Annotated in this window: 19 protein-coding genes and 1 tRNA gene; 1 reads left to right on the top strand and 19 read right to left on the bottom strand. The window is 70.5% G+C overall.

Going from position 1 to position 22,742, the window contains the following annotated elements:
* Window positions 1-81 precede the first annotated feature (81 nt).
* The gene (locus ABZZ38_RS11585) at window positions 82-1,542 is read right to left on the bottom strand and encodes an MFS transporter (RefSeq protein WP_356738265.1); all 1,461 of its coding nucleotides are present in this window, start codon (window positions 1,540-1,542) and stop codon (window positions 82-84) included.
* A 203-nt stretch (window positions 1,543-1,745) separates the two neighbouring features.
* Here ABZZ38_RS11585 and ABZZ38_RS11580 point away from each other — a divergent pair.
* Window positions 1,746-1,820: transfer RNA gene (locus ABZZ38_RS11580), tRNA-Cys, on the top strand.
* 462 nt (window positions 1,821-2,282) lie between these two features.
* Here ABZZ38_RS11580 and ABZZ38_RS11575 read toward each other — a convergent pair.
* The 18 genes from ABZZ38_RS11575 to ABZZ38_RS11490 form a co-directional block, all read right to left on the bottom strand.
* The gene (locus ABZZ38_RS11575) at window positions 2,283-2,948 is read right to left on the bottom strand and encodes a hypothetical protein (protein WP_356738263.1); all 666 of its coding nucleotides are present in this window, start codon (window positions 2,946-2,948) and stop codon (window positions 2,283-2,285) included.
* Window positions 2,949-2,985: 37 nt separating this feature from the next.
* The gene (locus ABZZ38_RS11570) at window positions 2,986-3,513 is read right to left on the bottom strand and encodes a hypothetical protein (protein ID WP_356738261.1); all 528 of its coding nucleotides are present in this window, start codon (window positions 3,511-3,513) and stop codon (window positions 2,986-2,988) included.
* A 263-nt stretch (window positions 3,514-3,776) separates the two neighbouring features.
* Window positions 3,777-4,433 carry a hypothetical protein gene (locus ABZZ38_RS11565; protein WP_356738259.1) on the bottom strand — a complete coding sequence of 219 codons (657 nt, stop codon included), beginning with the start codon at window positions 4,431-4,433 and terminating at the stop codon, window positions 3,777-3,779.
* Between the two features lie 45 nt (window positions 4,434-4,478).
* The gene (locus ABZZ38_RS11560) at window positions 4,479-5,123 is read right to left on the bottom strand and encodes a hypothetical protein (RefSeq protein WP_356738257.1); all 645 of its coding nucleotides are present in this window, start codon (window positions 5,121-5,123) and stop codon (window positions 4,479-4,481) included.
* A gap of 1 nt (window position 5,124) precedes the next feature.
* Entirely contained in the window at window positions 5,125-7,446 is a 2,322-nt protein-coding gene (locus ABZZ38_RS11555; protein ID WP_356738255.1) for a DUF6571 family protein, read from the bottom strand.
* Window positions 7,447-7,457: 11 nt separating this feature from the next.
* Window positions 7,458-7,820, bottom strand: coding sequence for a hypothetical protein (locus ABZZ38_RS11550; protein ID WP_356738253.1), 363 nt, complete (start codon window positions 7,818-7,820; stop codon window positions 7,458-7,460).
* Window positions 7,821-8,071: 251 nt separating this feature from the next.
* Window positions 8,072-9,361 (bottom strand): type VII secretion-associated serine protease mycosin, encoded by a 1,290-nt coding sequence (gene mycP / locus ABZZ38_RS11545; protein ID WP_356738251.1) that lies wholly within the window; start codon window positions 9,359-9,361, stop codon window positions 8,072-8,074.
* 30 nt (window positions 9,362-9,391) lie between these two features.
* Window positions 9,392-10,903: a hypothetical protein gene (locus ABZZ38_RS11540; RefSeq protein WP_356738249.1), complete on the bottom strand. Its 1,512-nt coding sequence runs from the start codon at window positions 10,901-10,903 to the stop codon at window positions 9,392-9,394.
* Between the two features lie 42 nt (window positions 10,904-10,945).
* On the bottom strand, window positions 10,946-11,482 hold the full coding sequence (locus ABZZ38_RS11535) for a hypothetical protein (protein ID WP_356738247.1): 537 nt from the start codon (window positions 11,480-11,482) through the stop codon (window positions 10,946-10,948).
* Between the two features lie 98 nt (window positions 11,483-11,580).
* Window positions 11,581-13,908 (bottom strand): xanthine dehydrogenase family protein molybdopterin-binding subunit, encoded by a 2,328-nt coding sequence (locus ABZZ38_RS11530; protein ID WP_356738245.1) that lies wholly within the window; start codon window positions 13,906-13,908, stop codon window positions 11,581-11,583.
* A complete protein-coding gene (locus ABZZ38_RS11525) occupies window positions 13,905-15,230 on the bottom strand; it encodes a (2Fe-2S)-binding protein (RefSeq protein WP_356738243.1) in 1,326 nt (441 codons plus the stop codon). The genes ABZZ38_RS11530 and ABZZ38_RS11525 overlap by 4 nt, the downstream gene beginning before the upstream one ends.
* Window positions 15,227-16,102: an FAD binding domain-containing protein gene (locus ABZZ38_RS11520; protein ID WP_356738241.1), complete on the bottom strand. Its 876-nt coding sequence runs from the start codon at window positions 16,100-16,102 to the stop codon at window positions 15,227-15,229. Before ABZZ38_RS11520 ends, ABZZ38_RS11525 begins: the two co-directional genes overlap by 4 nt.
* A 307-nt stretch (window positions 16,103-16,409) precedes the next feature.
* Window positions 16,410-18,041, bottom strand: a complete 1,632-nt coding sequence (locus tag ABZZ38_RS11515) for a beta-N-acetylhexosaminidase (RefSeq protein WP_356738239.1) — start codon at window positions 18,039-18,041, stop codon at window positions 16,410-16,412.
* Window positions 18,042-18,048: 7 nt separating this feature from the next.
* The gene (locus ABZZ38_RS11510) at window positions 18,049-18,894 is read right to left on the bottom strand and encodes a carbohydrate ABC transporter permease (protein ID WP_356738237.1); all 846 of its coding nucleotides are present in this window, start codon (window positions 18,892-18,894) and stop codon (window positions 18,049-18,051) included.
* Window positions 18,891-20,039 (bottom strand): sugar ABC transporter permease, encoded by a 1,149-nt coding sequence (locus ABZZ38_RS11505; RefSeq protein ID WP_356738235.1) that lies wholly within the window; start codon window positions 20,037-20,039, stop codon window positions 18,891-18,893. The genes ABZZ38_RS11510 and ABZZ38_RS11505 overlap by 4 nt, the downstream gene beginning before the upstream one ends.
* Before the next feature lie 6 nt (window positions 20,040-20,045).
* Entirely contained in the window at window positions 20,046-21,311 is a 1,266-nt protein-coding gene (locus tag ABZZ38_RS11500) for an extracellular solute-binding protein (RefSeq protein WP_356738233.1), read from the bottom strand.
* 385 nt (window positions 21,312-21,696) lie between these two features.
* A complete protein-coding gene (locus tag ABZZ38_RS11495) occupies window positions 21,697-21,984 on the bottom strand; it encodes a DUF3039 domain-containing protein (protein WP_023588437.1) in 288 nt (95 codons plus the stop codon).
* A 41-nt stretch (window positions 21,985-22,025) separates the two neighbouring features.
* On the bottom strand, window positions 22,026-22,586 hold the full coding sequence (locus ABZZ38_RS11490) for a YqgE/AlgH family protein (protein WP_356738231.1): 561 nt from the start codon (window positions 22,584-22,586) through the stop codon (window positions 22,026-22,028).
* Window positions 22,587-22,742: the final 156 nt, after the last annotated feature.

Raw genomic sequence — 22,742 nt, 5'->3', positions numbered from 1 at the left:
CCGCGCGTCCCACTCCGATTCCGCCCACTCCGACTCCGCCCCACAGCAGCTCCGCCCCACCGCGGCTCGGCGGCGGACCCGTCACTCCGTCGTCCGCACCCGGGTCGCCACCCAGGCGCCCGCCAGGGCGACCGCCGCCATCGGCAGGAACACCGCGGCGAAGGCGGCCGGGTGGGAGCCGGCGCCCGTCGCCGCCGCGTGGCCGGCCTCCGTCACCGCGCCACCCATCGCGCCGCCGCCGAGGGCGGCGAAGGCCGCGCCGCCCGCCGCGAGGAGCAGGACGTTCGACAGGCCGTCCGAGATCTGGAGGGCGGCCGAGTTCGCGCCCGCCTCCCCGGGCGCCGACAGCTTCAGCAGCATGACGCTCGTCGAGGCGATCACCATGCCCATGCCGAGGCAGCCGAACGCCCAGGCGACGCCCACGGTCCACACGGGCACGGAGGGGATCAGTACGCTCGGCGCCGTCGCGATGGCCGCCGCGACCAGCACCATGCCGAGCACCATCAGCCGCTCGCGGTACGGTTCCACGCGCGGCCGTGACTGGACGTACGAGCCGAAAGCCCAGGTCGCGCCGCCCACGGCCAGCGACAGGCCGGCCATCGTCGGGCTCAGGCCCCGCTCGGTGACGAGCATCAGCGGCACGAACGACTCCGCCGAGATGAACACCCCGGCCGCCACGCCGCGCAGCAGCACCACCGACGGCAGCCCACGTGCCGCCCGGTAGGTGCCGCGCGGCAGCAGGCCCAGCGCGGCGGGTACGAGGAAGGCGGCACCGGCCACGGCCGGGACGACCGACAGCCAGCGCAGGTCCTGGCCCGCGTACTGGAGCAGCCCCGCGCCCAGCGAGATCCCGAGCGCCAGCCGGATGCGCCGCCGGTCGAACGGCACCGGCGGGGCGTCCGGCTCGGTGGGCCCGGACGCCGTGCGCCGTATCGCGGGCAGCGCGAGCGCCAGTGGCACCACGACGAGGACGGGGATGCCGACGAAGACCCAGCGCCAGCCGAGCCGCTCGGTGACCGTGCCCGCCACCAGCGGCCCGACCACCGAGGGCACCACCCAGCTCGCCGCGAACGCGGCCATGATCGCGGGCCGCAGGTGCTCCGCGTAGGCGCGGCTGACGACGACGTACAGGGCGACGATGACCAGCCCGCCGCCCAGCCCCTGGACCGCGCGGCCGACGATGAACAGCCACATGGTCCCGGCCGTACCGGACACCAGCAGCCCGGCCGCGAAGGCGGCGATGCCGGCGGTGAGCGGGGCGAGCGGCCCGGCCCGGTCGGACCACTGGCCGGACAGGACCATGGCGAAGAGGCTGGTGGTGAAGTACGCGGAGAAGGCGAAGGCGTAGTGCGGGATGCCGTGGAGCTCGCGCGCGGCGACCGGCATGGCCGTGCCGACGGCGGTCGCCTCGAAGGCGATCAGCAGGACGACGGACACGATGCCGATGCTGAGCGCGCGATGGCTCCGGTCGAGGACTCCGCCACCGCTGTCCTTCCGCTGGTCGCCGACGGATATCCCGGTACTGCTCTCCAAGGCGGTCATGCCCTTCAGAGTAAGGGGCAACCGACTACTTGACCCCTGTCCGGAGGCGGGGACGGAGTGGTCCGCTGGTCGTAGGCCCCCAGCCCCGCCACGAACAGTTTGTGTACGGCCATGAACGCGGTATGGCAGTCGTGTTGCGACCCGCCCGCCGCCCTTCCGCGCCCCGTTCCGGGCGGCATACGGTCGTCTCGCAGCAACCGCACGACCGTGTGCCCGAGTGGCTCAGGGGCCGGATTGCAAACCCGGTTACGCGGGTTCGATTCCCGCCACGGTCTCCAGGGACGGGGCGCGATCCAGGCAGGCCGGACCGCGCCCCTTTCGGCGCCCCTGCGCGCCCCGGCGTCCCCGTCCCCCACCCCGCGCCTGCCCGCGCCCCGCCTCGCCGCGCGGCGACCGCGGGCACGGCGGGTGAGGGTGACGACGTATGGCGTCCGGACATGGAAGAGCCGGGACGCACGCGGCGCCTTGGCGACGGAGGACAACGCGGCGGTGCGCCGGGCGTCGCCAGGCGACGGGGTTCGAAGCCACGGCCTGCTCCTTCGGGGCCGGCTTCGGCTCCACGGGAAGGCCCGCAACCCCCCGACTCCACCTCAGGCGTTCGCCGTAGTCGGTCCGCAACCGCCGAACCGCGTCGTCGAACAACCCCGCCCCGCCGCCGAGAACTTCTCGGTGCCCACCAGCCGCTGCACCACGGTCACCGCCGCGCCCATCCCCTCGTCACCCCGTCTCCGGGTCGGCCTTTACCGGGCGGGCAGCCGACTCGGCAGCGTGACCGCGTCCGTGCAGTGCAGCACGTGCCGCATGGTGCCTGCCAAAGACAACACGAGCCGCTCCGGCAGCTTCGGGTCACCACCGGACAGGCCCACCTGGCTGACCTCCACCTCCAGGGGCACGTCCTCCCGCTGGTTCGCCGGTGCTTTCGGGACCTGACACGTCACGAGGAGGGAGACCCGGTCACCGCCGTCAGCGCTGTGGACATGCACGCCCTTGGCGACTTGCCGCCACTCGCGCGCGAGGGCGCCCCGGGAGAGTGATCGCAGGGTCAGGACGGACCACTTCACCTGACCCGACACACGCTGGGCGGTATCACCACGGGAGGCCGCGATACGACACGGTTCGTATGAGGCACGGGACAGGTCCTCGGTGTTCGCCGCCCGGGTCGACGCCTCCTCGGCCATCGCCTCGGCCAACGCGTCCAGCTTCTGCGGCGCCTCCGGCCTCGGCTCGGCGTCTCCCATGGCCTTGCGTACGGCCTCGACGTCGGCCGCCCCGAAGAACTCCTCGCAAATCCCCCACGCTGCGGACGACTCATCCGCCGACCGCTCGCCACCGGAGCAACCCGTCGAGGCGAGCAGCCCGGCGACAACCAGGGCGCTCGCCCTGCGCCACGATGCGGTAACCATCATCACTCACTTGACCTTCACGGCTTCGGCGGCATCCTGATCAACGGACCGGATCGGGTGGCACGCCGCGCGGCTCACACGGCCTGAATACCGCCCGCCTCAGGGCACCCATGTCCCGTGCCAGCGTCCGCGACAGGTTCTGGAGCACCGTGATGTTCCCCTCCCGGGGGTCCTCGTCCGGCGACCGTGGTCCGTAGACCAGGCGTGCGGAGACGACGGGCTTCCCGATGCCCGGCACCGCGCAGGCGAAGTACAGCTGGGCGCCGCCTTCGTCGGCGGACGCGCCCAGGCCGACGGGCCGGGTCAGGGCACCGACCGACTCGTCCTCCATCGGCGGCACCCTCTCGGTCTCCCCGAACAGCACGGTCATCTTCGACACGCTTTCGTCGGCGTCCTTCACCTGTGGCTCGATCACACAGGCCTCCTGCTCGTCACCGCCCCGGCGGGAGGGGTCGTTGAGGAGCTCCTTCAGCACCTTGGTCGTCCACGCGGCCGAGCGGTATGTGAACTCCTTCGTCTCCGCGATCTTTTCGAGGGCTCGTGCGGCCTTCGGCGACAGCCCGCGCACACCTCGGCCGCCGCAACCGTCTTCCCCTCCGACGCCTCCACGCCACCCCCGTCCCCGCTCCCGCCGCACGTGGCGAGCGTCAGGGCGAGGACGGTTCCGGTCGGGCCGAGCGAGCCCCGCGTCCACCGCGTCTGTCCCATGCTCAGCCTTCAGGTCCGGGGTACCCCCGTGACGGCGTCGGTGCCGTCGTTGTACGCGCCCTCCACCCTCCACGGAAGTGACCTGGCGCGCCCACACTCTCCGTGGCGCTTCAGCGGCGCCTTTCACGGACTCAGGGCAGGCACGCCGGTCACCAGCTTGGTGTCGTTCTGGCACGCCAGATCGGCAGCGACCTTGCGGGCGGCAGCGTTGACCACCGTGACCTGGAGCGACCTGAACTTCTGCCGCGGGGCCTTGGGGACGTCCGGGCCTTCGAACCACGCCTGGAGGGTGATCTCATGAGCGGGCGGCTTCATACGGCACTTGAAGAACACGGACGTAAGGCCGTCGGACGACGAGGCCCTTTCTCCCGTGGAGAAGTAGGTCACCTTGCCGGCGAGCCGGGCATCCCGCCCCGGGACGCCCAGGGACTCCCGGAACTGGATACGGATGGCGTCGTCACCGCCCTTCGCCGGGAACAGCCAGCAGAAGTCCTTGCCCTGCATACGCGGCTTGCCCATCTTCGCGCTTTGCTCTATCTCTGCGACCTGGCGAAGGGTTTGCAGCACCTCGTCCGGATCGGACAAGTCATCCCGGAAACGTTCTCCGCCGATCGCCTTGAGTGCGGCGGACGGCTGCGGGTCCTTGGCGAAGGCCCCGCAAACCTCACCGGCAGGCTTGCCGAGATCTTCCTCCGCACCGCCGCTGTCGGACGAACAGCCCGCCGTCACCGCCATGACGACGACGGCGGGCAACATCACCCTGCTCACCGTGGTCCGCATTCCGTGGTCCCCCTCTTGCCCTGTTCCATCCAGCTGCGGGCCGACTCAGGCCGCGGGCCGCGGCGTACCGGTGACGAGCTTGGTGTCGTTCTGACACCCCAGATCGGCGGCGACCTTGCGAGCGGCGGCGTTGACCACCGTTACCTGATCCGACCGGATGTCCCTCTGCGGGACCTGGTTTTCCTCGGCTCGCTCAAGCTCCGCAGCGATGAGGATGTCATGCGCAGGTGACTTCATGCGGCACGTGAAGTAGACCGACGCGCGCAGGTCGGACGCTGAAGCCAGCTCGCCGGAGGCAAAGAAGGTGGCAACCTTTTCGGACGCGGCGTCCCGCCCGGGAAGTGCCAGAGCCTCACGGAAGGTGAGCAGAAAGACATCCTTCCCGTCCCGTGCCGACTTCGGTGAGCAGAACGGAATGGCCTCCATCAGCGTCTTTCCGCTCTGCGGCTTGAGGGCAGCCGCACGCAGGTCTTTGAGGACCCTGTCCGGTTCGGATCGATCCTCGTCGACATTTTCTGTGCCGGCGATCGACTTGAACGCGGTGGAGGCAGGCGGGCTCTTCGCGAAAGCGCCGCAGGTTTCCTCAACCCGCCTACCCTTCGCGGCATCGTCGCCTTCGCCGGAGGAGCACCCCGACACGGCCAGGACGACAGCAACCGAGGCCATGAAATATCTCAGTACGGTTCGCATGTCACTTCTTCGGCTTGTACGGATCCGGCAGTGAATCGTCCCTGACATGCTGACGGCTGTCCTTGACATATTTGGTCAGCTCTTCCTCCAGGTAATTGGCGTCCGCCTGACTCCAGCCAGGGGCTCGCGCGTAGGCCTGGGCCGGAAGCCGGGTATTGTCCACGCCGGTTTGCAGAGCGTCCTTCTTCAGCTCATCGGAGTTCTTCTGGAGGAGCTCGTCCTTCTCGTACTTCTCGGCGATGTCGGCGGCCTCCATGCCGAGGTACGTCGTCACCGCGCCGCCCACGGTCTCGGCGGCCAAGGGCACGAGCGCAGCACCGGCGCCGCCCGTCAGCGCGGCCACACCGCCGGTGATCACCACACCTGTCCCGAACTTGACCCACTCCGTCGTCCTGCCGACGGCCTTCTTGTGCTCCTCGGAGTCCTTCTCGTACTGCGCGTCGATCTGGGCCATGCGGGACTGGTCCAGAATGGACTGCGTCTCGGCACCGATCCTGAGGTTCGTCTTGGCGTCGGTGAGATCCAGCTCTCGAGCCGGACCGGGGCCGGGCTTCGGGCCGACTTCGTCCATGACACTCGTGGTGTAGAGCATCTGGGCCTGCGACATCTGAGCGTGTCCGGTTTCACTCTGGGCCACGATCCCCATGAAGTTGACCGCGTCACCCCGGTTGAACATGAGCTCGGTGTCGAACTTGTCACCGAACTTGGACGAGCCGTCCTTGTTGCTGTTCCCGAAGGGCGAGTTCGGCATCTCCTGCATGGAGGTGTCGTTCTCCTGCTCCAAGGAGCGGTTGAACTCGTCGATGTACGCCGCGCCCATCTTGCCCAGGCTGTCGTCGATGCCCGGCCGCTCGTGCATGTGCTTCGGGTCGCTGCCGTACCGCTCGACGACCTTCTGCATGACTTCGGCGTTCTCGATCGTGCGTACGTCCTTGAGGCCCTCGGTCGGCGCGTCGTACGCGCGGCCCGTCGTCGCCGCCTCCAGAGCGTGGCCCAGGGAGTTGTACCCGGGCTCCTTGCTCATCTTGCCCTTGTCGTCGAGCTCCTCGGGCCAGTCACGGTCCTTGTTGAGGTAGTCGAAGACGTTGAGGTTCTTGTCCTTGCCGTTCTCGGGCGTGACGTCGATGGTGCTGTTGAAGAACTCCGTGGACGCCTTCGGGTTGTGGCCGAGGCTCTCCATGAACCCGGCCATCGGGTCCTGGCCGAGGCCGCCGCCCTGCCAGTTGAGGTGGTTCTGCATGCCGCCCATCCCCATCCAGGCACGGCCGGGCGGCAGGGAGCCGTTGTGCGTCATCTTCTGCTCGGTCGTGACGAGCGCGTTGCCGTAGTTCCGGAGGAACTTGTCGTCGTAGTCGCCGACACGCATCAGGTTGCTCATGACCTGGAAGCCGTACGGTGACGTGCCGCGCGTCTGGATGGGCTCGCTGCCGGCCTTGATGACGTCGGCCTTCCACTGCTCCATCTCGGGGCTGGTGGAGTGCGTCGCGGAGGCGAGCGTGAGGCTCCAGTTCTTCTGGAGTTCCTTCAGCTTGTCGCGGTGGTCGACACCGAGGCGCGAGCCGTCGCTCGGGTCGCCCATGTCGGCCCAGTACTCCATGCTGCCCTTGGGCCCGACTTCCAGGGCGAAGCGCTCGGCGAAGTACCGGTCGTCCTTGTTGTCCTTGAACAGCTTGTTGAGCTTGTCGATCTCCTGCGGGGTCGCGTCGTCGCCCTTCTTGTAGAGGTCGTACGCGATTTTCGCGTCCTCCGCGTCCTGTGCCTTCGAGGCGTCCTTGAGACCGCCGTAGCTGGTGCCGGAGAAGTCGTTCTTGTCCTTCCCGACCAGCGCGCGCAGGGCCCGGGAGGCGATCTCGTCAGCTTCGTTCGCCCTTTCCAGCGCCGCCTTGATGGCGGACCGGGTGGCCTCGAAGTCGGCCTCCGTCGGCTTGGGGCCGTCGTAGTCCTTGCCGCGGCGGTCGGGGTGAATCTGATACGAGATCACACCGTCCGGGTCGATCCGGATTCCCTTGCCGGGCGCTTCCTCGATGACCTTCTCGAGTGCGCTCTTCGCGGCCTTGAACTCGGAGTGGGCGTCCCGCAGAACGTTGCGGATGCTCGTCGCCTCCTTGAGCGCGTCACCGAATTCCTTGGCGGTCTTCTTGACGAACTCCTTGGTCACGCCGGCGTTCTCGCCCGCCCAGTCGGCCTTTTCGGCCTTGTTGCGGAGACCGTTCTCCGCCTTCTCCTGCGCCTTCTCCAGCTTGGTGATCGTTTCCGACCAGTCCGTGACCGCTTCGTTGAGACCGTTCAGCTGGACGTGAAGAACCTGTTGGAACGTAGGCATCTGCTGCGCCCTTACTTGAAGTGCTTGTCGATCTCGGACATGGAGAAGTTGCTGATCAGCACTTCTTCAAGGCTCGAGTCGCTGCGGATCGTGGCCTCAAGGTGGTTGTGGATGTGCGCGCAGGCGCTCAGCAACGTCTCGCACTGTCCGCGCCAGGTGTCCCACGCCGTCCAGAGCGCCGAACCGGTCGCGAACCCGTCGCCGTCCAGGCTGGTCGCGGCGCTGTCCGTCTGCGCACCCGCATGGAACGCGTCACGCTCGAACCAGTGGAAGAGCTCCTGGGCCTCGTTGCCGATGGACCGCAGCTCCGGCGACTTCACCTTGTAGTTGGCCGCACCCCCGCCGGAGCCGCCGTCGGCCTGGTTCAGCCGCATACCCACATTCGTGGTGGCGGTACTGCGGGCTGATGCCCACTCTTCGTCGAACGACATGGTTTCCCCCGCTGTCAGCTCTTCGGATCATGTTTCCAAACCACCATAGGCGGTTTGATCAAGCGACCCAACGAGCGTGGGTGATTGCAGCCAATGCGCCCGGGAATTCCGTTTACGCCGCAGCGTGAGGGTGCGATGAAGCGTTGAAGGAGTGACGGACAACAGTGGCGATGATGTGAAGGTCGGTTCCGCTGTTACCGATACTGCCCGTCGCTGGGCGGGTACTGCTGCTGATACGGGTTCGGCGGGGCCGTGGACACCGCTGCCGCGGCACGGCGACGGGAACGGACGAGCGGGATCGCGATGGCCGCGCCGACAACGGCGGCTGCCGCGATGCCCAAGCCGATCCAGAGGCCGGTGTCGCCGCCCCCGTCCGAGGCCGTCGGCACGGCGGCCGTCGGCTTCTTGCCGTCGTCCTCCCCGGAGCTGCCGCCGGCCCCCTTGGGCGCCGGAGCCGACGGGGTGGGCGACTTGGGCTCGGCGGCGGCGAGATCCGGGAGCGGATACTCGTCGGCGGGCCCCGGGTCCACCTTCTGGGACAGAGCGATCCGGGGACGGACCAGTCCGTAGCCGACGTAGTCGTTCCGCTTGGCTCCGCTGGTCGGGCCACCGGCCGTTTCGATCATGACGCGGAGGACCTGGTTGTTGGTCCACTTCGGGTACTTGGACCAGATGAGTGCGGCGGAGGCGGAGGCGAGAGCGGAGGCGCCACTGGTGCCGTGCGTATTACACAGACCGGTTTTGCCGGTACACGCGGTGAGGGTGTCCATTCCTGGGGCAGCCAAGTCCACGTGCCCACCAGTCTGGGACTCCTTGGTGGCCTTGAGGTCCTTGCCGACCGCACCCACGCCCACCACACCGGGAGTGCCGGCCGGATACTCAGTCTCGGAAAAGTCGTTACCCCCGTTGCCGACTGCGGCAAAAATCAACTTTCCCTTAGACAGCGCGTACTTGACGGCCTTTCGGGTTTCCGCGCCGTCGTACGGTCCACCGTTCGAAATGTTGACGATTTTGGCGTCCGAGTCGGCTGCGTACCGGATTGCCCTGCTGTAATTGATGTCGCTGGCCTTCCCAGCGTTCGTACCGATCCGGATGGGCAGGATCCTTACCCCAGGGGCAAGGCCGAAGGCGCCATCGCCGCTCGGATGTCTCCCTGTGGCCGCAATCATGGCCGCGATGCCTGTCCCGTGGCCATTGGCGTCCTCACGCGCACCGCCGGGCTTTGAGGAGAAGTTCTTGCCTTCCAGCACCTGGCCCTCGAGTTCCGGGACCACCTTCACACCGGTGTCGATCACCGCAACGGTGACGCCCTCCCCCGTGCTGACCTTCCACATCTCATCGGCCTTCATGACGTCGAGATGCCACTGCCGGGACCGAATCGTCTCTGCCTGAGCCGGTGTGGCAGCAATGCCTGCCAGCAGCAACCCAAGAAAGGCCGATGTGACCTTCGTTCGACGGCTGACTTGGGCGCTGCTGGTCTGCATGTACTTCCTTCTTCAAGCGATTCCGGGGGATCAGTCGATCACTGGCGGCACGATGCGACGGCTGCTCTGCTGCCAGGTCTCTTCGTCCTCGGTGAGGTAGTCGGGACGCTCCGTGCCGCGGTCCTCCCGACGGTGGCCCGCACCTTGTCCGCCCGCTGCCATGCCCGCGCGTCCGGCAGCACCGGCACCGGGGCGAGCACCACCTTCTGGCGCGCCTCCGCGAACGAGCCCCGTACCGCCGGGCGTGAACGGGCGGCCCGTAGCGCCGGGCTGCTGCGCCCGGCCGCCGACCACTCCGCCACCCTCGTACGCGAGGCGTCGGCCTGCGGAGGCACCACCCTGTCCACCGGAGGCGGGGCCGTGCATTCCACCGCCCGTGCCACCCATCGGAGGACGGCCGTGCATCGCCTCCCCGCCGACCACCATTCCACGCGGGATTCCGCCCGTGCGGCCCCCGCTCTGAGGAACAGCACGACCACCCTGGATGCCTTCTCGGGGCGCCCGAGCCGCGCCGGGGCCAGTGCCGACCGGGCCCTGGCCCGACATCGGGGGCCGGCTGATGCCGGTGGCCGGACGCCCTCCCGCCACGGCAGGTCCGGTTGGGCCTTTGCCGACCACGGGAGGGGCAATCCCGGGCACCGGCATCCCGAGGTCCGGGCGATTGGTCGGCGGAGTTACGGCAGGTGTTGAAGGTGAGGGGGTCTGGGTGGGCGGCAGCGTGGCCACGCTGTCGATACCCATGCCCACGGGACGGTCCGAGACTGGGGTGCCCACTGCACCGGTCGACGGCACTGTGCCTCCCGACGCAGGGGAGATGTACCGCGCTTCGGTCGAGCCACCCTGAGCGGAGGATGCGTATCCAGCACCGGACGGATACGCGGTTCCGGACGCGCCCCCACCGGCGTAACCGCTCGACCGGCTCGCGTCACCTCCTCCGTAGTACTCGCCGGTAGGCACGAAGTCCTGCGGCGGCGGAGGAAACACCGGCGCCTCCGCCCCGCTCATGAACATCGACGAGAACGTGTACGACTGCGCCAGCTTCCGCATCTGGCGGGCAGCCTCGAGGCGGTCCCCCTCCAGCTTCGCCTGCGCGTCGGTGCTGACCTTGGCGGAGTCCGTGTCCTTCGGGTTTTCCTTCGCCGCCTGCAGATTGTCCTTGGCGGCCGTGTCGATCTCGGGGATGGACTTCTTGACCTCGCTCAAGGTCTGAGAGGCGAGGTTCATCCAGGTGCCACCGGTCTCGCTGTACTCGCTGAGCTTGATGGTGGCCAGAGAGGTCTGGTCGGCCCAGTTCGCGAACGCGGTGCCGGCCTCGCCCTTCCAGTCCACGGCGCGGACGGAGGTCTTGAGGTCGTCACCGATCTTCTTGATCGTCTTGGCTGCGGCGATCAGCTTGTCGGCGTAGTCCGTGAGTGTTTCCGGGTTCGCCGAGGCGACCATCTTGCGCAGTTCCTCGTGGCTGAGCGACTCGAAGTCGGTCTCCACGAACATGGCGCCCATGAACCCCGGAATGTACGGGATCCCTTTGCCCTTCTCAGCCACGACCGCTCCCCCTGACTCCCCATACCTGCGACAACGTCTTCATCAGCCCTGGGCCCCGGTCGAGTCCCCGTCGGCGGGCTTGGTTTCCCCGGACTGCCCGGAAGAGGAGTTCTTCTCCCTCTCCTTCTCCTTCTGCCACCGCTCGTAGTCCGCCTTGGCCTGCCGGCTGATGATCTGCATCCTCAGCTTGACCTCGTCCTCGATGGACTCGTATCCCTCGCGAGAGGCCCGCACGGCGATGCTCAGACCCTCGATCTGACCGGCCAAGTTGGCGGAAAGAGCCTGCAGTTGCCGAACAACGTGCGTGTAGGCCCCGTGCAGCTTCGACGACTCGTTGAAGCCGGTGCCGAGATGCTCGGCCGGGAGCGAATCCTGTGAGGCCAGCTTCGAGGGGTCCGCCGGAGAGCCCTGGAGCTCGAGCAGCAGACCGTCGACGTCGCTCTTGAACTTCCGGAGGATGTCGTCCTTGACGTCCAGGTCCATCGGACCGGACCCGGACCCGGATCCCGACCCGCCCCCCGCGCTCGTCGTAGACGTGGTCGGGTACACCGGCCGGCCCGTCCCGTCGTCTTCAGCCATCGACGCCTCCCCGTTGACACAAAGCTACGGGGATCACTGTAGTCAGCACCGGTGACAGTCCGCACCTCCGGATTGCAACAGCAACGCGGATCACACGGCTAGGACTTGGGCACCGCGACCGCCGCCTGAGGGCGGATCGGGAGGCGGTTGACGGGGCGGCCCGTGGCCGCGCGGACCGCGGAGGCCACCGCGGCCGGGGAGGTGACCACCGGGACCGCGCTGGCGGCCTTGGCGCCGAAGGGGGCCACCACGTCGCGTTCCTCGACCAGTTTCACGATGCGAATGTCCGGGGCGTCCAGAGATGTCGGGAGCGCGTAGCCGGTGAGGTCGGGGTGGCGGACCAGGCCTCGGGGCGTGCGGAGGTTCTCCGTGAGGGCCGCGCCGATGCCCTGGGTGACGCCCGCTTCGATGCGGGTGGCGAGCTGAGCCGGGTTCAGGACGCGGCCGACGTCCTGGGCGACCGCCATTTCGACGACGCGGACCGAGCCGAGTTCGACGTCCACGTCCACGACCGCGCGGATCGCGCAGAAGGCGAGGCCCACGAAGGCGTCGCCCTGGCCGGCGTCGTCGAGGGGTTCGGTGGGGTGGGGGCGGCACTGGGCGGTGGCCCAGAGTTCCTTGCCGTCCATCGCCTCCAAGACGGTGGTGGACAGGACACCGTCGTACGAGGTGATCTTGCCGTCCGTGATCTGGAGCAGCTCCGTGGACATGCCGAACTTGTGGGCCAGTGGCTGCAGGAGCTGGGTGCGCACCATTTTCGCGGCGCGTTCGACGGCGCCGCCCGACACCCAGGTGTGGCGACCGTGCGTGGCCGGTCCCGCGGGGGGCTGGTCCGTGTCGACCGACGCGACGTGGACCTCGTCGATGCCCAGGGTCTCCTGCACGATCTGGCGGGCGAGGGTCGAGAAGCCCTGGCCCGTCTCGACGGCCGCGCAGATGACCGTCGCCACGCCGCCGCTGACCTTGACCGTGGCCGTGGAGACCTCGTCCGTGCCTTCCGCGCCGAGCATGTGGACCATGCCGACCGCGTAGCCGACTCCCCGGCGTACGGCGCCGGGCTCGCCCGCGCCCTCCGGGCCGCCGGGGAGCAGCCAGCCGTCCTCCGGGGAGTCCATGGGGAGGGCGGGGAGGGGGTAGTCGCGGACGGCGCGCAGGAGTTCGGCGACCGGGGCGGGGCAGGTGACCGTCTGGCCGGTGGGGAGGATGTCGCCGGTCGCGAGGACGTTGCGCAGGCGCAGTTCGGCCGGGTCCAGGCCGAGTCTCGCGGCCAGCTTGTCCATCTGGGCCTCGTACGCGGCACAGACCTGCATCGCGCCCTCGCCCCGAACGTGCCCGGACGGCGGGTTGTTGGTGCGTACCGCCCACCCTTCCACGAAGGCGTGCGGTACGACGTACGGGCCGCAGGCGAAGGCGACGGCCGCGGCGAGGGACTCGGAGGAGGCGTCCGCGTAGGCGCCCGCGTCCAGCAGGATCTGCGCCTCGACCTTGACCAGGCGGCCCTCGGCGTCCGCGTGGTGGCGGTAGCGCAGCAGGGTGGGGTGGCGGTGGGCGTGGCCGAGGAAGGACTCCTCGCGGGTGGCGGCCAGTTTGACGGGGCAGCCGGTGCGCAGGGCGAGGAGGCCGAGGGGGATCTGGAAGCCCGGGTCCTCGCGGTCGCCGGTCGCGCCGGGGACGCCCGTGACGACCACCTTGACCTGGTCGGGCGTGAGGCCGAAGCAGGCCGCAGCCAGGTCGCGGTCGGTGTGCGGGTCGGTGGAGGCGGTGTAGATCTCGACGCCCCCGTCCGGGCGGGGGACGGCCAGCCCGGCCTCGGCCCCGATGGGCGCGGGGTCCTGGCGGCCGATGCGGTACAGGCCCTCGACGATCACCTCGCCCGCCGCGTCGGGGTCGCCGTAGCGGAGGGGGATGTGGCGGATGAGGTTGCCGTCGGGGTGGAGGGGTGCGGCCGCGAAGGCCTTCTCCGGGTCGGTGACGGGTTCCAGGAGCTCGTACTCGACGGCGATGGCGGCGGCGGCCAGGCGGGCCGTGTCGGGGTGGTCGGCGGCGACCGCGGCGATGGCCTCGCCGTGGTGGCGTACGAGGTCGGCGGCGAAGACGGGACGGTCGGCGACCGTGCGGCCGTACGTCGCGTTGCCCGGTACGTCCGCGTGGGTCACCACGGCCCGTACGCCCGGCATTTCGGCGGCGGCGGTCGTGTCGACGGAGACCACACGCGCGTGCGCGTGCGGGGAGCGCAGGATGGCCGCCCACAGCAGGCCCTCGGCCCAGAGGTCGGAGGCGTACGGGAAGGTGCCCTCCGTCTTGGCTCGGGCGTCGGCGGACGGGAGCGACGCGCCGAGCCCGTGGGTGGGGAGCTCCTGCTGGGCGCCCTGGGGGTCCTGGGGGCCGTCGACCGCCGGGATGGCGGTGGCCGCGTCGTTGCTCACGCCATGCCTCCGTCGTGCGGGTGGGGAACCTGGTGCGGGATACGGGCCTCTTCGGCCGCCTCGGCCGCGGCGGCGGCGCTCGCGGAGCGCTCGGCGACGACCTCCCGTACGGCGTCGAGGACGCCGCGGTAGCCGGTGCAGCGGCACAGGTTGCCGCAGAGTGCCTGGCGGGTCTCCAGCTCGCTCGGGGCGTGGTTGCCTTCGAGCAGGTCGTGGACGGTCATGGCCATGCCGGGGATGCAGAAGCCGCACTGGACGGCTCCGCACGCGGCGAGGGCGCGCTGGACGTCGGAGGGCTCCCCGTCCACGGCGAGCCCCTCGACCGTGCGGACCTCGCTGCCGGCCGCGGTGGCCGCGGGCACCAGGCAGGAGGCGACGAGACGGCCGTCGACCTGGACGTTGCAGGCGCCGCACTCCCCCTGCGAGCAGCCGTCCTTGGCGCCGGCCAGGCCGAGTCGCTCCCGCAGGACGTAGAGCAGGGATTCGCCGATCCACGCCTCGGTGACGGGGCGGTCGACGCCGTTGACGCGCAGCACGTACGAGACGTGGGGGTGCTCGTCGCTGTCGGTGACGTGCGTGGGTACGGCCGCGGGCACGGGTTCGGGCTCGGGTGTGAGTTCGGGCGGGGGCGGGGCCGGGTCCGTGGGGGCGGGCGCGTGCGCGTGGGCCGGGTCGGCGGGCGCCGGGGCGGCGGCAGTCGCGTCCGTCCCGGTCCCGGTCCCGGCGGCCGGACCGGACCCGGCGGTCGGGTCGGTCCCGGCGCCGTCGGTCCGGGGCGCGTGGCCCGCGGTGTCCGCGTGGTCCACGGCGTCCACGTGGTCCGCCGCGCCGGGCCGGTCCGCGTCCGCGGCGGCGGCCGGTTCCGTCGGGGCCGTGGCGTCCTGCGCGGCCTCGTGCTCCGGAGCCGGCGTCGCCCACGGGGCGGCCGCCCCGCCCGGGAGCGTCGCCGGAGGGTGGCCGCTCGCCCACTGCGAGGTCAGCGCCGACGTCGTGAACTCGCCCGATTCTTCCGGAAGGTCGCCCCGTGCGACGGGAATCGTCCACTGTCCGGTCAACTGCGAGGGTGCCGGTTCCGCGACCGGCGCCTCCGGGAAGTGCCACTGCGCCGTCGCGTTCGGGTCGTGCGCCGTCCACGCCTCCGCCGGTACGTAGCCGTGTCCCGGCGCCGCCAGGGGGGCGCCGTCCGCCGACAGGTCCGGCGGCAGTTGCACGAAGGCGGTGGCGTCGCCGTCGTACTCGCCGTACGGGGTCGGCTGCCAGCCCTGCCCCTGCTCGCCCCCGTGCTCGTTTCCGCGCTCGTTTCCGTGCTCGTCGGTGGTCACGAGAGCGCCCTCCCCAGTGCTCGTCGGGCCAGCGCGGCGACCGTGCGCCGCAGGTGCAGTACGGCGGGCGGCAACGGCTCGCCGTCCGGCGCGTCCGGAACGCAGGCCGCCGCCACGTACTCGCCGAACGCCGTCAGTGCCTCGGGCGCCAGCCCGCGGTCACCGTCCCAGTCGATCAGCGAGGCGATCCAGTGCTCCGCTTCCAGCGGGCGCAGCGGCATCGGCGCGATCGCCCCGATCGCGCAGCGCACACCGCGCCGCGCCGGGTCCAGGACGAGGGCGACGGACGCCGTGGCGCGGCCGGGGCCGGTCCGGCCGGTGGCCTTCAGGAACACCTGCGGGGCGTGCAGCAGGGGTACGCGTACGAAGCCGACCAGCTCGGCGGGGTTGAGGAGCTCACGGCCTGCCAGCAGGTACGAGATGGGGATCTCCCGGGTGCCGCCGGGGCCGGCCACGATGAGGTCGGCCTCCAGGGCGGCCAGTACGGGCAGGGAGTCACCGGTGGGCGCCGCGCTGACGATGTTGCCGCCCAGGGTGCCCGCGTTGCGGATCTGCGGCGGCCCGGCGGCGCGGGCGGCCGCGGCGAGCGCGGGGATGAGCGCGGCGAAGTCGGGGCGGCCCATGCGCGCGTGCGTGAGGCCGGCGCCGAGGAGGGCGTGGCCGTCCTGGTACTGCCAGCCGCGGATCTCGTTGACGCGGCCGAGTCCGACGAGCCCGGCCGGGCGAAGCTGCCCCTTGTTGACGGCGGCCATCAGATCGGTGCCGCCCGCGACGGGCACGGCGGCGGGCATGGCGGTGAGCGCCGCCACGGCTTCGTCGAGCGTGGCCGGCAGCGTCACGGACTGCGCCGCCTGCGGTGCGTGCGTGGTCAACCCAGCTGCCCCTTCCCGGTGTCCCGGCTGTCCCGGCTGTCCCGCGTGTGTTGCCGTACCGTACGTGCTCACAGCCCCGACGTGGCAACTCTGGCACATCTTCCGGACTGCTCGGCGCGAGGGTCCGCGAAGCACACATCCGCCCCGGACATCCCTTGACCTGCGGGATGGGCGGATTTGGCAGAGCATCGGCAACAGGTTCCGAATGCCACTTCCCGGGGACTTCGTACGACTTATTCCTCCTGGGTCCGTCGGGGCTCCACGGTCCCAGGCGGCGGGCGCGGGGCAACCGCCCTTCCCGCCGGGCTCACACGTTCGGGGGCGGTCCCTCGATCGGGCGTCCGAGCACGCCGGGGCGCCGCTGCCAGGGCAGGGGGCCGCCGGGCGGCCGGTAGTCGACGCCGAGTGCGTCGAGGCGCCGGTAGTGGGTGGTCATGCGGCGTTCGAACTCCGCGAAGTCGCGGTCGGCGGGGGCGGGCAGGGCGGACCAGGCGACCTCGGCGAAGGCGGCCAGGCGCGGGAAGACCTGGTAGTCGACGCGGGAGCGGGTCTCCATGACCTCGGTCCAGACGTTGGCCTGGGTGCCGATGATGTGCGCGGCGGCCTCCGGGGACAGCCCCGGGGGTACGGGCTCGAACCGGTGGACGTCCTCCAGGGTGCGTACCCAGCCGATGGGCACCGGCTCGTCCTCGCCGCCGTCCTGACGGTGGTCCAGGTAGACGTGCTGTTCGGGGCACATGACGACGTCGTGGCCCGCTTCGGCGGCGGTGATGCCGCCGGTGTACCCGCGCCAGGAGGAGACGGCCGCGCCGGGCGTGAGGCCGGCTGTCGTCGTCCCGCCCTCCAGGATCTCGTCCCAGCCGATGAGGCGGCGGCCCCGCTCCGCCAGCCAGCGGTCGAAGTGGCGGATGACCCAGGACTGGAGCTCGTCCTCGCCGGCCAGTCCCAGCTCCCCGATGCGGGCTTGGGCCGCCGGGGACTTCTTCCACTGGTCCTTGGGGCACTCGTCGCCGCCGATGTGGACGAAGGGGGACGGGAAGAGGTCGAGGACCTCCTCCAGCACGCCCTCGTAGAAGCGGAGGGTGTTGTCAGTGGGGGCGAGTACGTTCGGGTTGACGCCCCAGGTGTCCCAGACGGGGAGGGTGGTCGTGTCGATGACGTCGGTGTTGCCGAGCTCGGGGTACGCGGCGATGGCGGCCTGCGAATGGCCCGGGATGTCGATCTCCGGTACGACGCGGATATGCCGGTCGGCGGCGTACGCGACGATCTCGCGGATGTCGTCCTGGGTGTAGTAACCGCCGTGCGGGGTCTCGTACCACAGCGGTGAGGCGCGGTGCCCGTGCTTGGTGCGGGCGCGCCAGGCGCCGACCTCGGTGAGCCGGGGATACCGCTTGATCTCGACGCGCCAGCCCTGGTCGTCGGTGAGGTGGAGGTGGAGGACGTTGAGCTTGTGGGCGGCGAGGAGGTCGACGTAGCGCAGGACGTCGTCCTTGGGGAGGAAGTGGCGGGCGACGTCCAGCATGAGGCCGCGCCAGGGGAAGCGGGGCGCGTCCTCGACGACGACCGCGGGCAGGTTCCACTCCCGGCGGGGGTCGACGGGTGCGCGCCGGAAGGCTTCGGGGCCCAGCAGTTGACGGAACGTCTGGGCGCCCCAGAAGACCCCCGCGGCGCTGCCGCCCTCGATTCGGCGGGCGTGTCCGTCGATGACGACGCGGTAGCCCTCGGGCGGCAGCTCGGGGTCGACGCCGAGCACGACGCGGTTGTCGTCGTCCTTGCCCTCCGGGAACGGAAGGTTCGTGGCGGCCCCGATCGTGGCGCGCAGCCATCGCGCGACGCCCTCCGTGCCCGGTCGCGCCTCCAGTCGCGTGTCCCGGTCGAGGCGGGCGTATCCGGGGGACGGTGTCGTGCGGACGGTGCGCGGGGCGGGAATCAGGTCCATCGGGTCGTCAGTCCTTCACCGCGCCGCCGAGCCCGGACACCAGGCGGCGCTGTACGAGTACGAAGAAGACCAGCACCGGGATGGTCATGACGGTCGACGCGGCCATGATGCCGCCCCAGTCGTTCTCGTCCGGCTTGAAGAAGACGAGCAGGGCCATGGGGAGCGTCGACTGGGAGGTGTCGCTGATGAGGAACGACTTCGCGAAGAGGAAGTCGTTCCAGGTCGAGATGAAGGAGAAGACGCTGGTCGCGACGAGCCCCGGGAAGACCAACGGGAAGAGGATCTGCCACAGGAAGCGGCCGCGGCTCGCGCCGTCGATGTACGCCGCCTCCTCCAGCGCCTCGGGGACGGCTTTGACGAAGCCGCGCAGCATCCAGATCGCGAACGGCAGGGAGAACGCGATGTGCGGCAGGATCAGCGAGCCCAGGGTGTTCAGCTGCCCGAGGTCCCGCATCAGGAAGAACAGCGGGATGGCCAGCGCCTCGATCGGCACCATCTGCGCGACCAGGAACATGATCAGCAGCGTCGTGCGGAAGCGGAACCGGAAGCGGGTGACCGCTGTGGCCGCCAGGAAGGCGATCAGGGCGGAGGCGACGACGACCGTGCCCGCGACGAGCAGGCTGTTGAGGAAGTACCGGCCGAACTCCTGCTGTGCGAAGACGCGGCGGAAGGAGTCGAGGGACGGCGACAGCGTCCAGGGGCGGGGGTCGGTGGACTGGATCTCGCCCGCCGGTTTCACGGCGGAGAGCACCATCCAGTACAGGGGGAAGGCGACAGCGGCCGCGATGAGCAGGGCGGCGGCCTCCGCGGCGAGACGGCCGGGCCGGCGGACACGAATGCCCAGAAGGCTCACAGTTCTTCTCCCTGACGGCGCAGCAGGCGGAGGTGGACCAGCGTGACCGCGAGCAGGATCAGCAGCATGACGACGCCGATCGCGGAACCCAGGCTGTACTGCGAGGACGCGAAGGCCTTCTGGTAGGCGTAGACGTTGAGGACGAGGTTCTGGCCGGCGATGCCGCCGCCGTTCGTCATCACGTAGATCTGGGTGAAGACCTTGAAGTCCCAGATGATCGACTGGATGGTGACGACGACCAGGATGGGGCGCAGCATCGGGGCGGTGACGGAGCGCCAGGTGCGCCACTGGGAGGCGCCGTCGAGGGCGGCGGCCTCCAGGACCTCGGCCGGAATGGACTTGATGCCGGCGTACACGGTGACCATCACGAACGGGAACGAGCACCACACGACCTCGAAGAGGACGAGCGCGAAGGCGCTGTAGCGGCCGTACGTCCAGGAGAAGTCGCCGAGGCCCAGGAGTGGGTTGACCGGGCCGAAGTCCGGGTCGAAGAGGAACACCCAGACGGTGGAGCCGGTGATGGCGGGCGTCGCCCAGGCGCCGAGGGCGGCGAGCATGAGCGCGAGACGGGGCAGGGCGCGGACGCGGGTGAGGAGTACGGCGAGGGCGCACCCGACGGCGAGGGTGGCGACCACGCAGGCGGCGGCGAACAGCACGGTGGCGAGGAGCACCTGCCAGAACTGTTCGTCGCGGAAGAGGGCGGCGTAGTTGCCGAACCCCTGGAAGCTCGTGGGCTCGCCGCCGCTGACCTGGGCCTGGGTGTACTCCAGGAAGGAGATGAGCCCGAGCTGGTAGACGGGGTAGACCAGGAGCCCGGCGAGAACGATGAGCGCGGGCGCGAGGTACAGCCACGGGGCCCGGTTCCCGCCGCCCCGCCGCCCCGGCGGTCGGCGCCCGGCGAATGGCCCGTGCCGGGGGGCGGCGGAGCCGGGGCCGCCGCCGGGGGGTCTCGCGACGCCGCGGGGCGCGGAGGGCGCGGGGAGCGCCGCGGCTCCGGGGGGTGGGGGTTCGCCCGGAGGCGCGGGCATTTCGGCGGCCTCGGGGGCGCCTGTGGCACCGGTGCCGGAGGCGCCGGGCGCGGGCCCCGGTGCGGGCGCGGAGGTGCTGCGGGCCGCCTGGGTGGGGCCGTTCGTGCCGTGGGTCATGGCCCGTCAACCCGCCGATGCGAACGCGGCGTTCATCTTCCTCGCCGCGTCGTCCGATGCCGTCGCCACGTCCTTACGGCCGCTCACGATCTCCTGGAACATCGTGGGCAGCACCTGCGACGCGTCGATCCGGCCCCACCCCGGGGACGCCGGGACGAATTTGGTGCCCGCGGAGAGCGTGTCGATGAAGGGCTTCAGGAAGGGCTGCTTCTTCGCGGCCCCCGCGCGCACGTCCATGTACGTCGGCAGGAAGCCCATCGCGTCGAAGAGCCGGCTCTGGGTCTCCTTGCCCGCCAGCGACTTGAGCAGGTCCACCGCCAGCGTGCGGTGCGAACTGCTCCTCAGCACGCCGATGTTGTTCCCGCCCGCGAACGCCGGTGCCACGGAGCCCGGCTGCACGCCCGGCAGCGGCACGACCGCGTACGCGCCCTTGACGGTGCCCGCCTCGACGGCCGCGTGGCTGAAGTCGCCGCCGATCGCCATCGCCGCCTTGCCCGAGGCGAAGGCGGTGACGGTGGCGTTGCCGCCCATCGACGCGCACTTGGCGGCCGGGCAGTTGTCGTCGCCGAAGAGCGAGGTGTACGCGGCGATGCCCCTGCGTGCCGCGTCGCTGTTGACGGCCGCGGTGTACACGCCGTCGCGGGCCACCGCGAGTTCGCCGCCGTTGGCCCAGATGAAGGGGGCCGCGCCGTAGGTGTACGCGCCGCCGACGGCGATCCCGTACAGCTCCGGCTTCGCCTTGCGGATCTTCTTCGCGGTGGTGATGAGTTCGCTCTGCGAGGCGGGCGGCTCGAGCCCCAGTTCCCCGAAGACGTCCGTGCGGTAGTACAGCGCCCGTACACCGACGAAGAGCGGTGCTCCGTACACCTTCCCGTCCACGGTGACCGAGGTCCGCGCCGTGGGGTCGGTGTCCTTCGTCTCGGGCCAGGCCGCGAACTCCGCGCTGATGTCGGCGAGTCCGCCGTCCTTGACGTATCCGGCGGTGTCCGTGTTGCCGTACTCGATGACGTCCGGCGCGCTGGCCGGGTCGTTGAAGGCCGCCTTGATCCGCTGGGCGCGCGTGTCGACCGGGATGTACTCGACCTGGACGTCCGCTCCCGCGTGCCGCTTCTCGAAGGCGGCCACCGCGGCGTCGACGACCTTCTCCTTGGGCTTGTTGTTGACCTCCTGGAAGAGCCAGACGCGCAGCGTGCCGCGCTTCTCGTCGTTCTTCGCGGCGGTGTCGGAGGTCTGTGGGGCGCAGGCGGTGGCCAGCACGAGTGCGACGAGCATCAGGGCGGTTGGTCGGGCAGGAAACTTCACGGCGGGCCCCTCCCAGGCGGCACCGTTGCACCATGTGCAACGGGCGTTTCATGCTGCACAACACGCAGGAGGGTAGAGCGGCCCCGAGCGCCCCACAAGAGGTCTCAACCACTCTGTGATCACCGGAAGCACCCCGTGCAACGCCCGTGCAACGCCCGTGGCGCCCGGTCGGGACCCGCCGCCCGGGCCGCGCCCGGCGTTGCCCGTGGCCAATGACAAAGGCCCCCGGGGGCGTACCAACACGTACGCGCACCTCGGGGGCCTCACCCGCGGGCGGATGCCCTCGACGCCCGGAGAGCCGGGAAGCGGGAAACCGGAAAGCGGGGCCCGGGGAGCCGGAAAGCCGGCGCTCCGGTTACTTCTTGTCCTTGCCGCCCTTGTCCTTGTCGCCGCCGGCGCCCATGGACTCGTAGATCTCCTTGCACATCGGGCAGACCGGGTACTTCTTGGGGTCGCGCCCCGGCACCCAGACCTTCCCGCAGAGTGCCACCACGGGAGTGCCGTCGAGGGCACTCGCCATGATCTTGTCCTTCTGGACGTAATGGGCGTAGCGCTCGTGGTCGCCGTCGCCGTGCGACACCTGCGGCGTCGGCTCTACGAGGGTCCCCGTACCTGCCCCGCGCTCGGGCTCAAGAGTGCTCATGAGCTCCAAGGGTACCCCCGCGCGCGGGCCGGACCGGGGAGTCAGTTCAGCGACGGGTCGTCCGGATACGTCGCGATCATCGCCAGTTCGCTGCGCTGCCGCCGCAGTACCTCGCGCCACAGGCTCCCGGGCCGCGGCGACGAGACGTCACCGGGCTCGGAGTCGACGACGAACCACGCCCCGCTCTCCAACTCGTCCTCCAGCTGGCCGGGGCCCCAGCCCGCGTACCCCGCGAAGATCCTGAGCGAGCCGAGCGCCGCCGCGATCAGCTCGGGCGGGGTTTCCAGGTCCACGAGCCCGATGGCGCCGTACACCCGGCGCCAGCCGAGCGGGCCCTCGTCGCCCGGGATCACGGCGAGTCCGAGCGCCGCGTCCAGCGAGACGGGGCCGCCCTGGAAGACGACACCGGGCTCGCCGGCGAGCGGGGCCCAGGATTCCAGGATGTCGCCGACGTCGACGGGCGTCGGCCGGTTCAGGACCACGCCGAGCGACCCCTCGTCGTCGTGGTCGAGCAGCAGCACCACCGCGCGGTCGAAGTTCGGATCCGCCAGCGCGGGGGTGGCCACGAGCAGCCGTCCTGTGAGCGAGGACACCTCGGTCATGCCAGACATGATCCCGCATCTTGGGCCGTCGCGGGGGGTCGAGGCGGCGACCGGAAAGCGACGTACGGAAGTCGCAGCTCACAGGGGGGCGGGCGACACCCCTGGCCGGAAGCGGACCATAACGCTCCGCAAGGGCGGGAAAACAGAGGGTGTTGT

The sequence above is a fragment of the Streptomyces sp. NPDC006368 genome, from assembly GCF_040612535.1.
In the GTDB taxonomy this organism is placed as follows: Bacteria; Actinomycetota; Actinomycetes; order Streptomycetales; family Streptomycetaceae; genus Streptomyces.
Note: the sequence above shows the minus strand (reverse complement) of the source record. Positions and strands in the feature narration are given on the sequence as shown.

Excerpts from the sequence above, each read along its gene's own strand:
- ABZZ38_RS11515 (WP_356738239.1), bottom strand. The coding sequence starts at position 18,041 with ATGGACCTGATTCCCGCCCCGCGCACCGTCCGCACGACACCGTCCCCC.
- ABZZ38_RS11585 (WP_356738265.1), bottom strand. The coding sequence starts at position 1,542 with ATGACCGCCTTGGAGAGCAGTACCGGGATATCCGTCGGCGACCAGCGG.
- ABZZ38_RS11575 (WP_356738263.1), bottom strand. The coding sequence starts at position 2,948 with ATGATGGTTACCGCATCGTGGCGCAGGGCGAGCGCCCTGGTTGTCGCC.
- ABZZ38_RS11555 (WP_356738255.1), bottom strand. The coding sequence starts at position 7,446 with ATGCCTACGTTCCAACAGGTTCTTCACGTCCAGCTGAACGGTCTCAAC.
- ABZZ38_RS11505 (WP_356738235.1), bottom strand. The coding sequence starts at position 20,039 with ATGACCCACGGCACGAACGGCCCCACCCAGGCGGCCCGCAGCACCTCC.
- mycP (WP_356738251.1), bottom strand. The coding sequence starts at position 9,361 with ATGCAGACCAGCAGCGCCCAAGTCAGCCGTCGAACGAAGGTCACATCG.
- ABZZ38_RS11560 (WP_356738257.1), bottom strand. The coding sequence starts at position 5,123 with ATGCGAACCGTACTGAGATATTTCATGGCCTCGGTTGCTGTCGTCCTG.
- ABZZ38_RS11535 (WP_356738247.1), bottom strand. The coding sequence starts at position 11,482 with ATGGCTGAAGACGACGGGACGGGCCGGCCGGTGTACCCGACCACGTCT.
- ABZZ38_RS11550 (WP_356738253.1), bottom strand. The coding sequence starts at position 7,820 with ATGCGGCTGAACCAGGCCGACGGCGGCTCCGGCGGGGGTGCGGCCAAC.
- ABZZ38_RS11500 (WP_356738233.1), bottom strand. The coding sequence starts at position 21,311 with ATGCTCGTCGCACTCGTGCTGGCCACCGCCTGCGCCCCACAGACCTCC.
- ABZZ38_RS11565 (WP_356738259.1), bottom strand. The coding sequence starts at position 4,433 with ATGCGGACCACGGTGAGCAGGGTGATGTTGCCCGCCGTCGTCGTCATG.
- ABZZ38_RS11490 (WP_356738231.1), bottom strand. The coding sequence starts at position 22,586 with ATGACCGAGGTGTCCTCGCTCACAGGACGGCTGCTCGTGGCCACCCCC.
- ABZZ38_RS11495 (WP_023588437.1), bottom strand. The coding sequence starts at position 21,984 with ATGAGCACTCTTGAGCCCGAGCGCGGGGCAGGTACGGGGACCCTCGTA.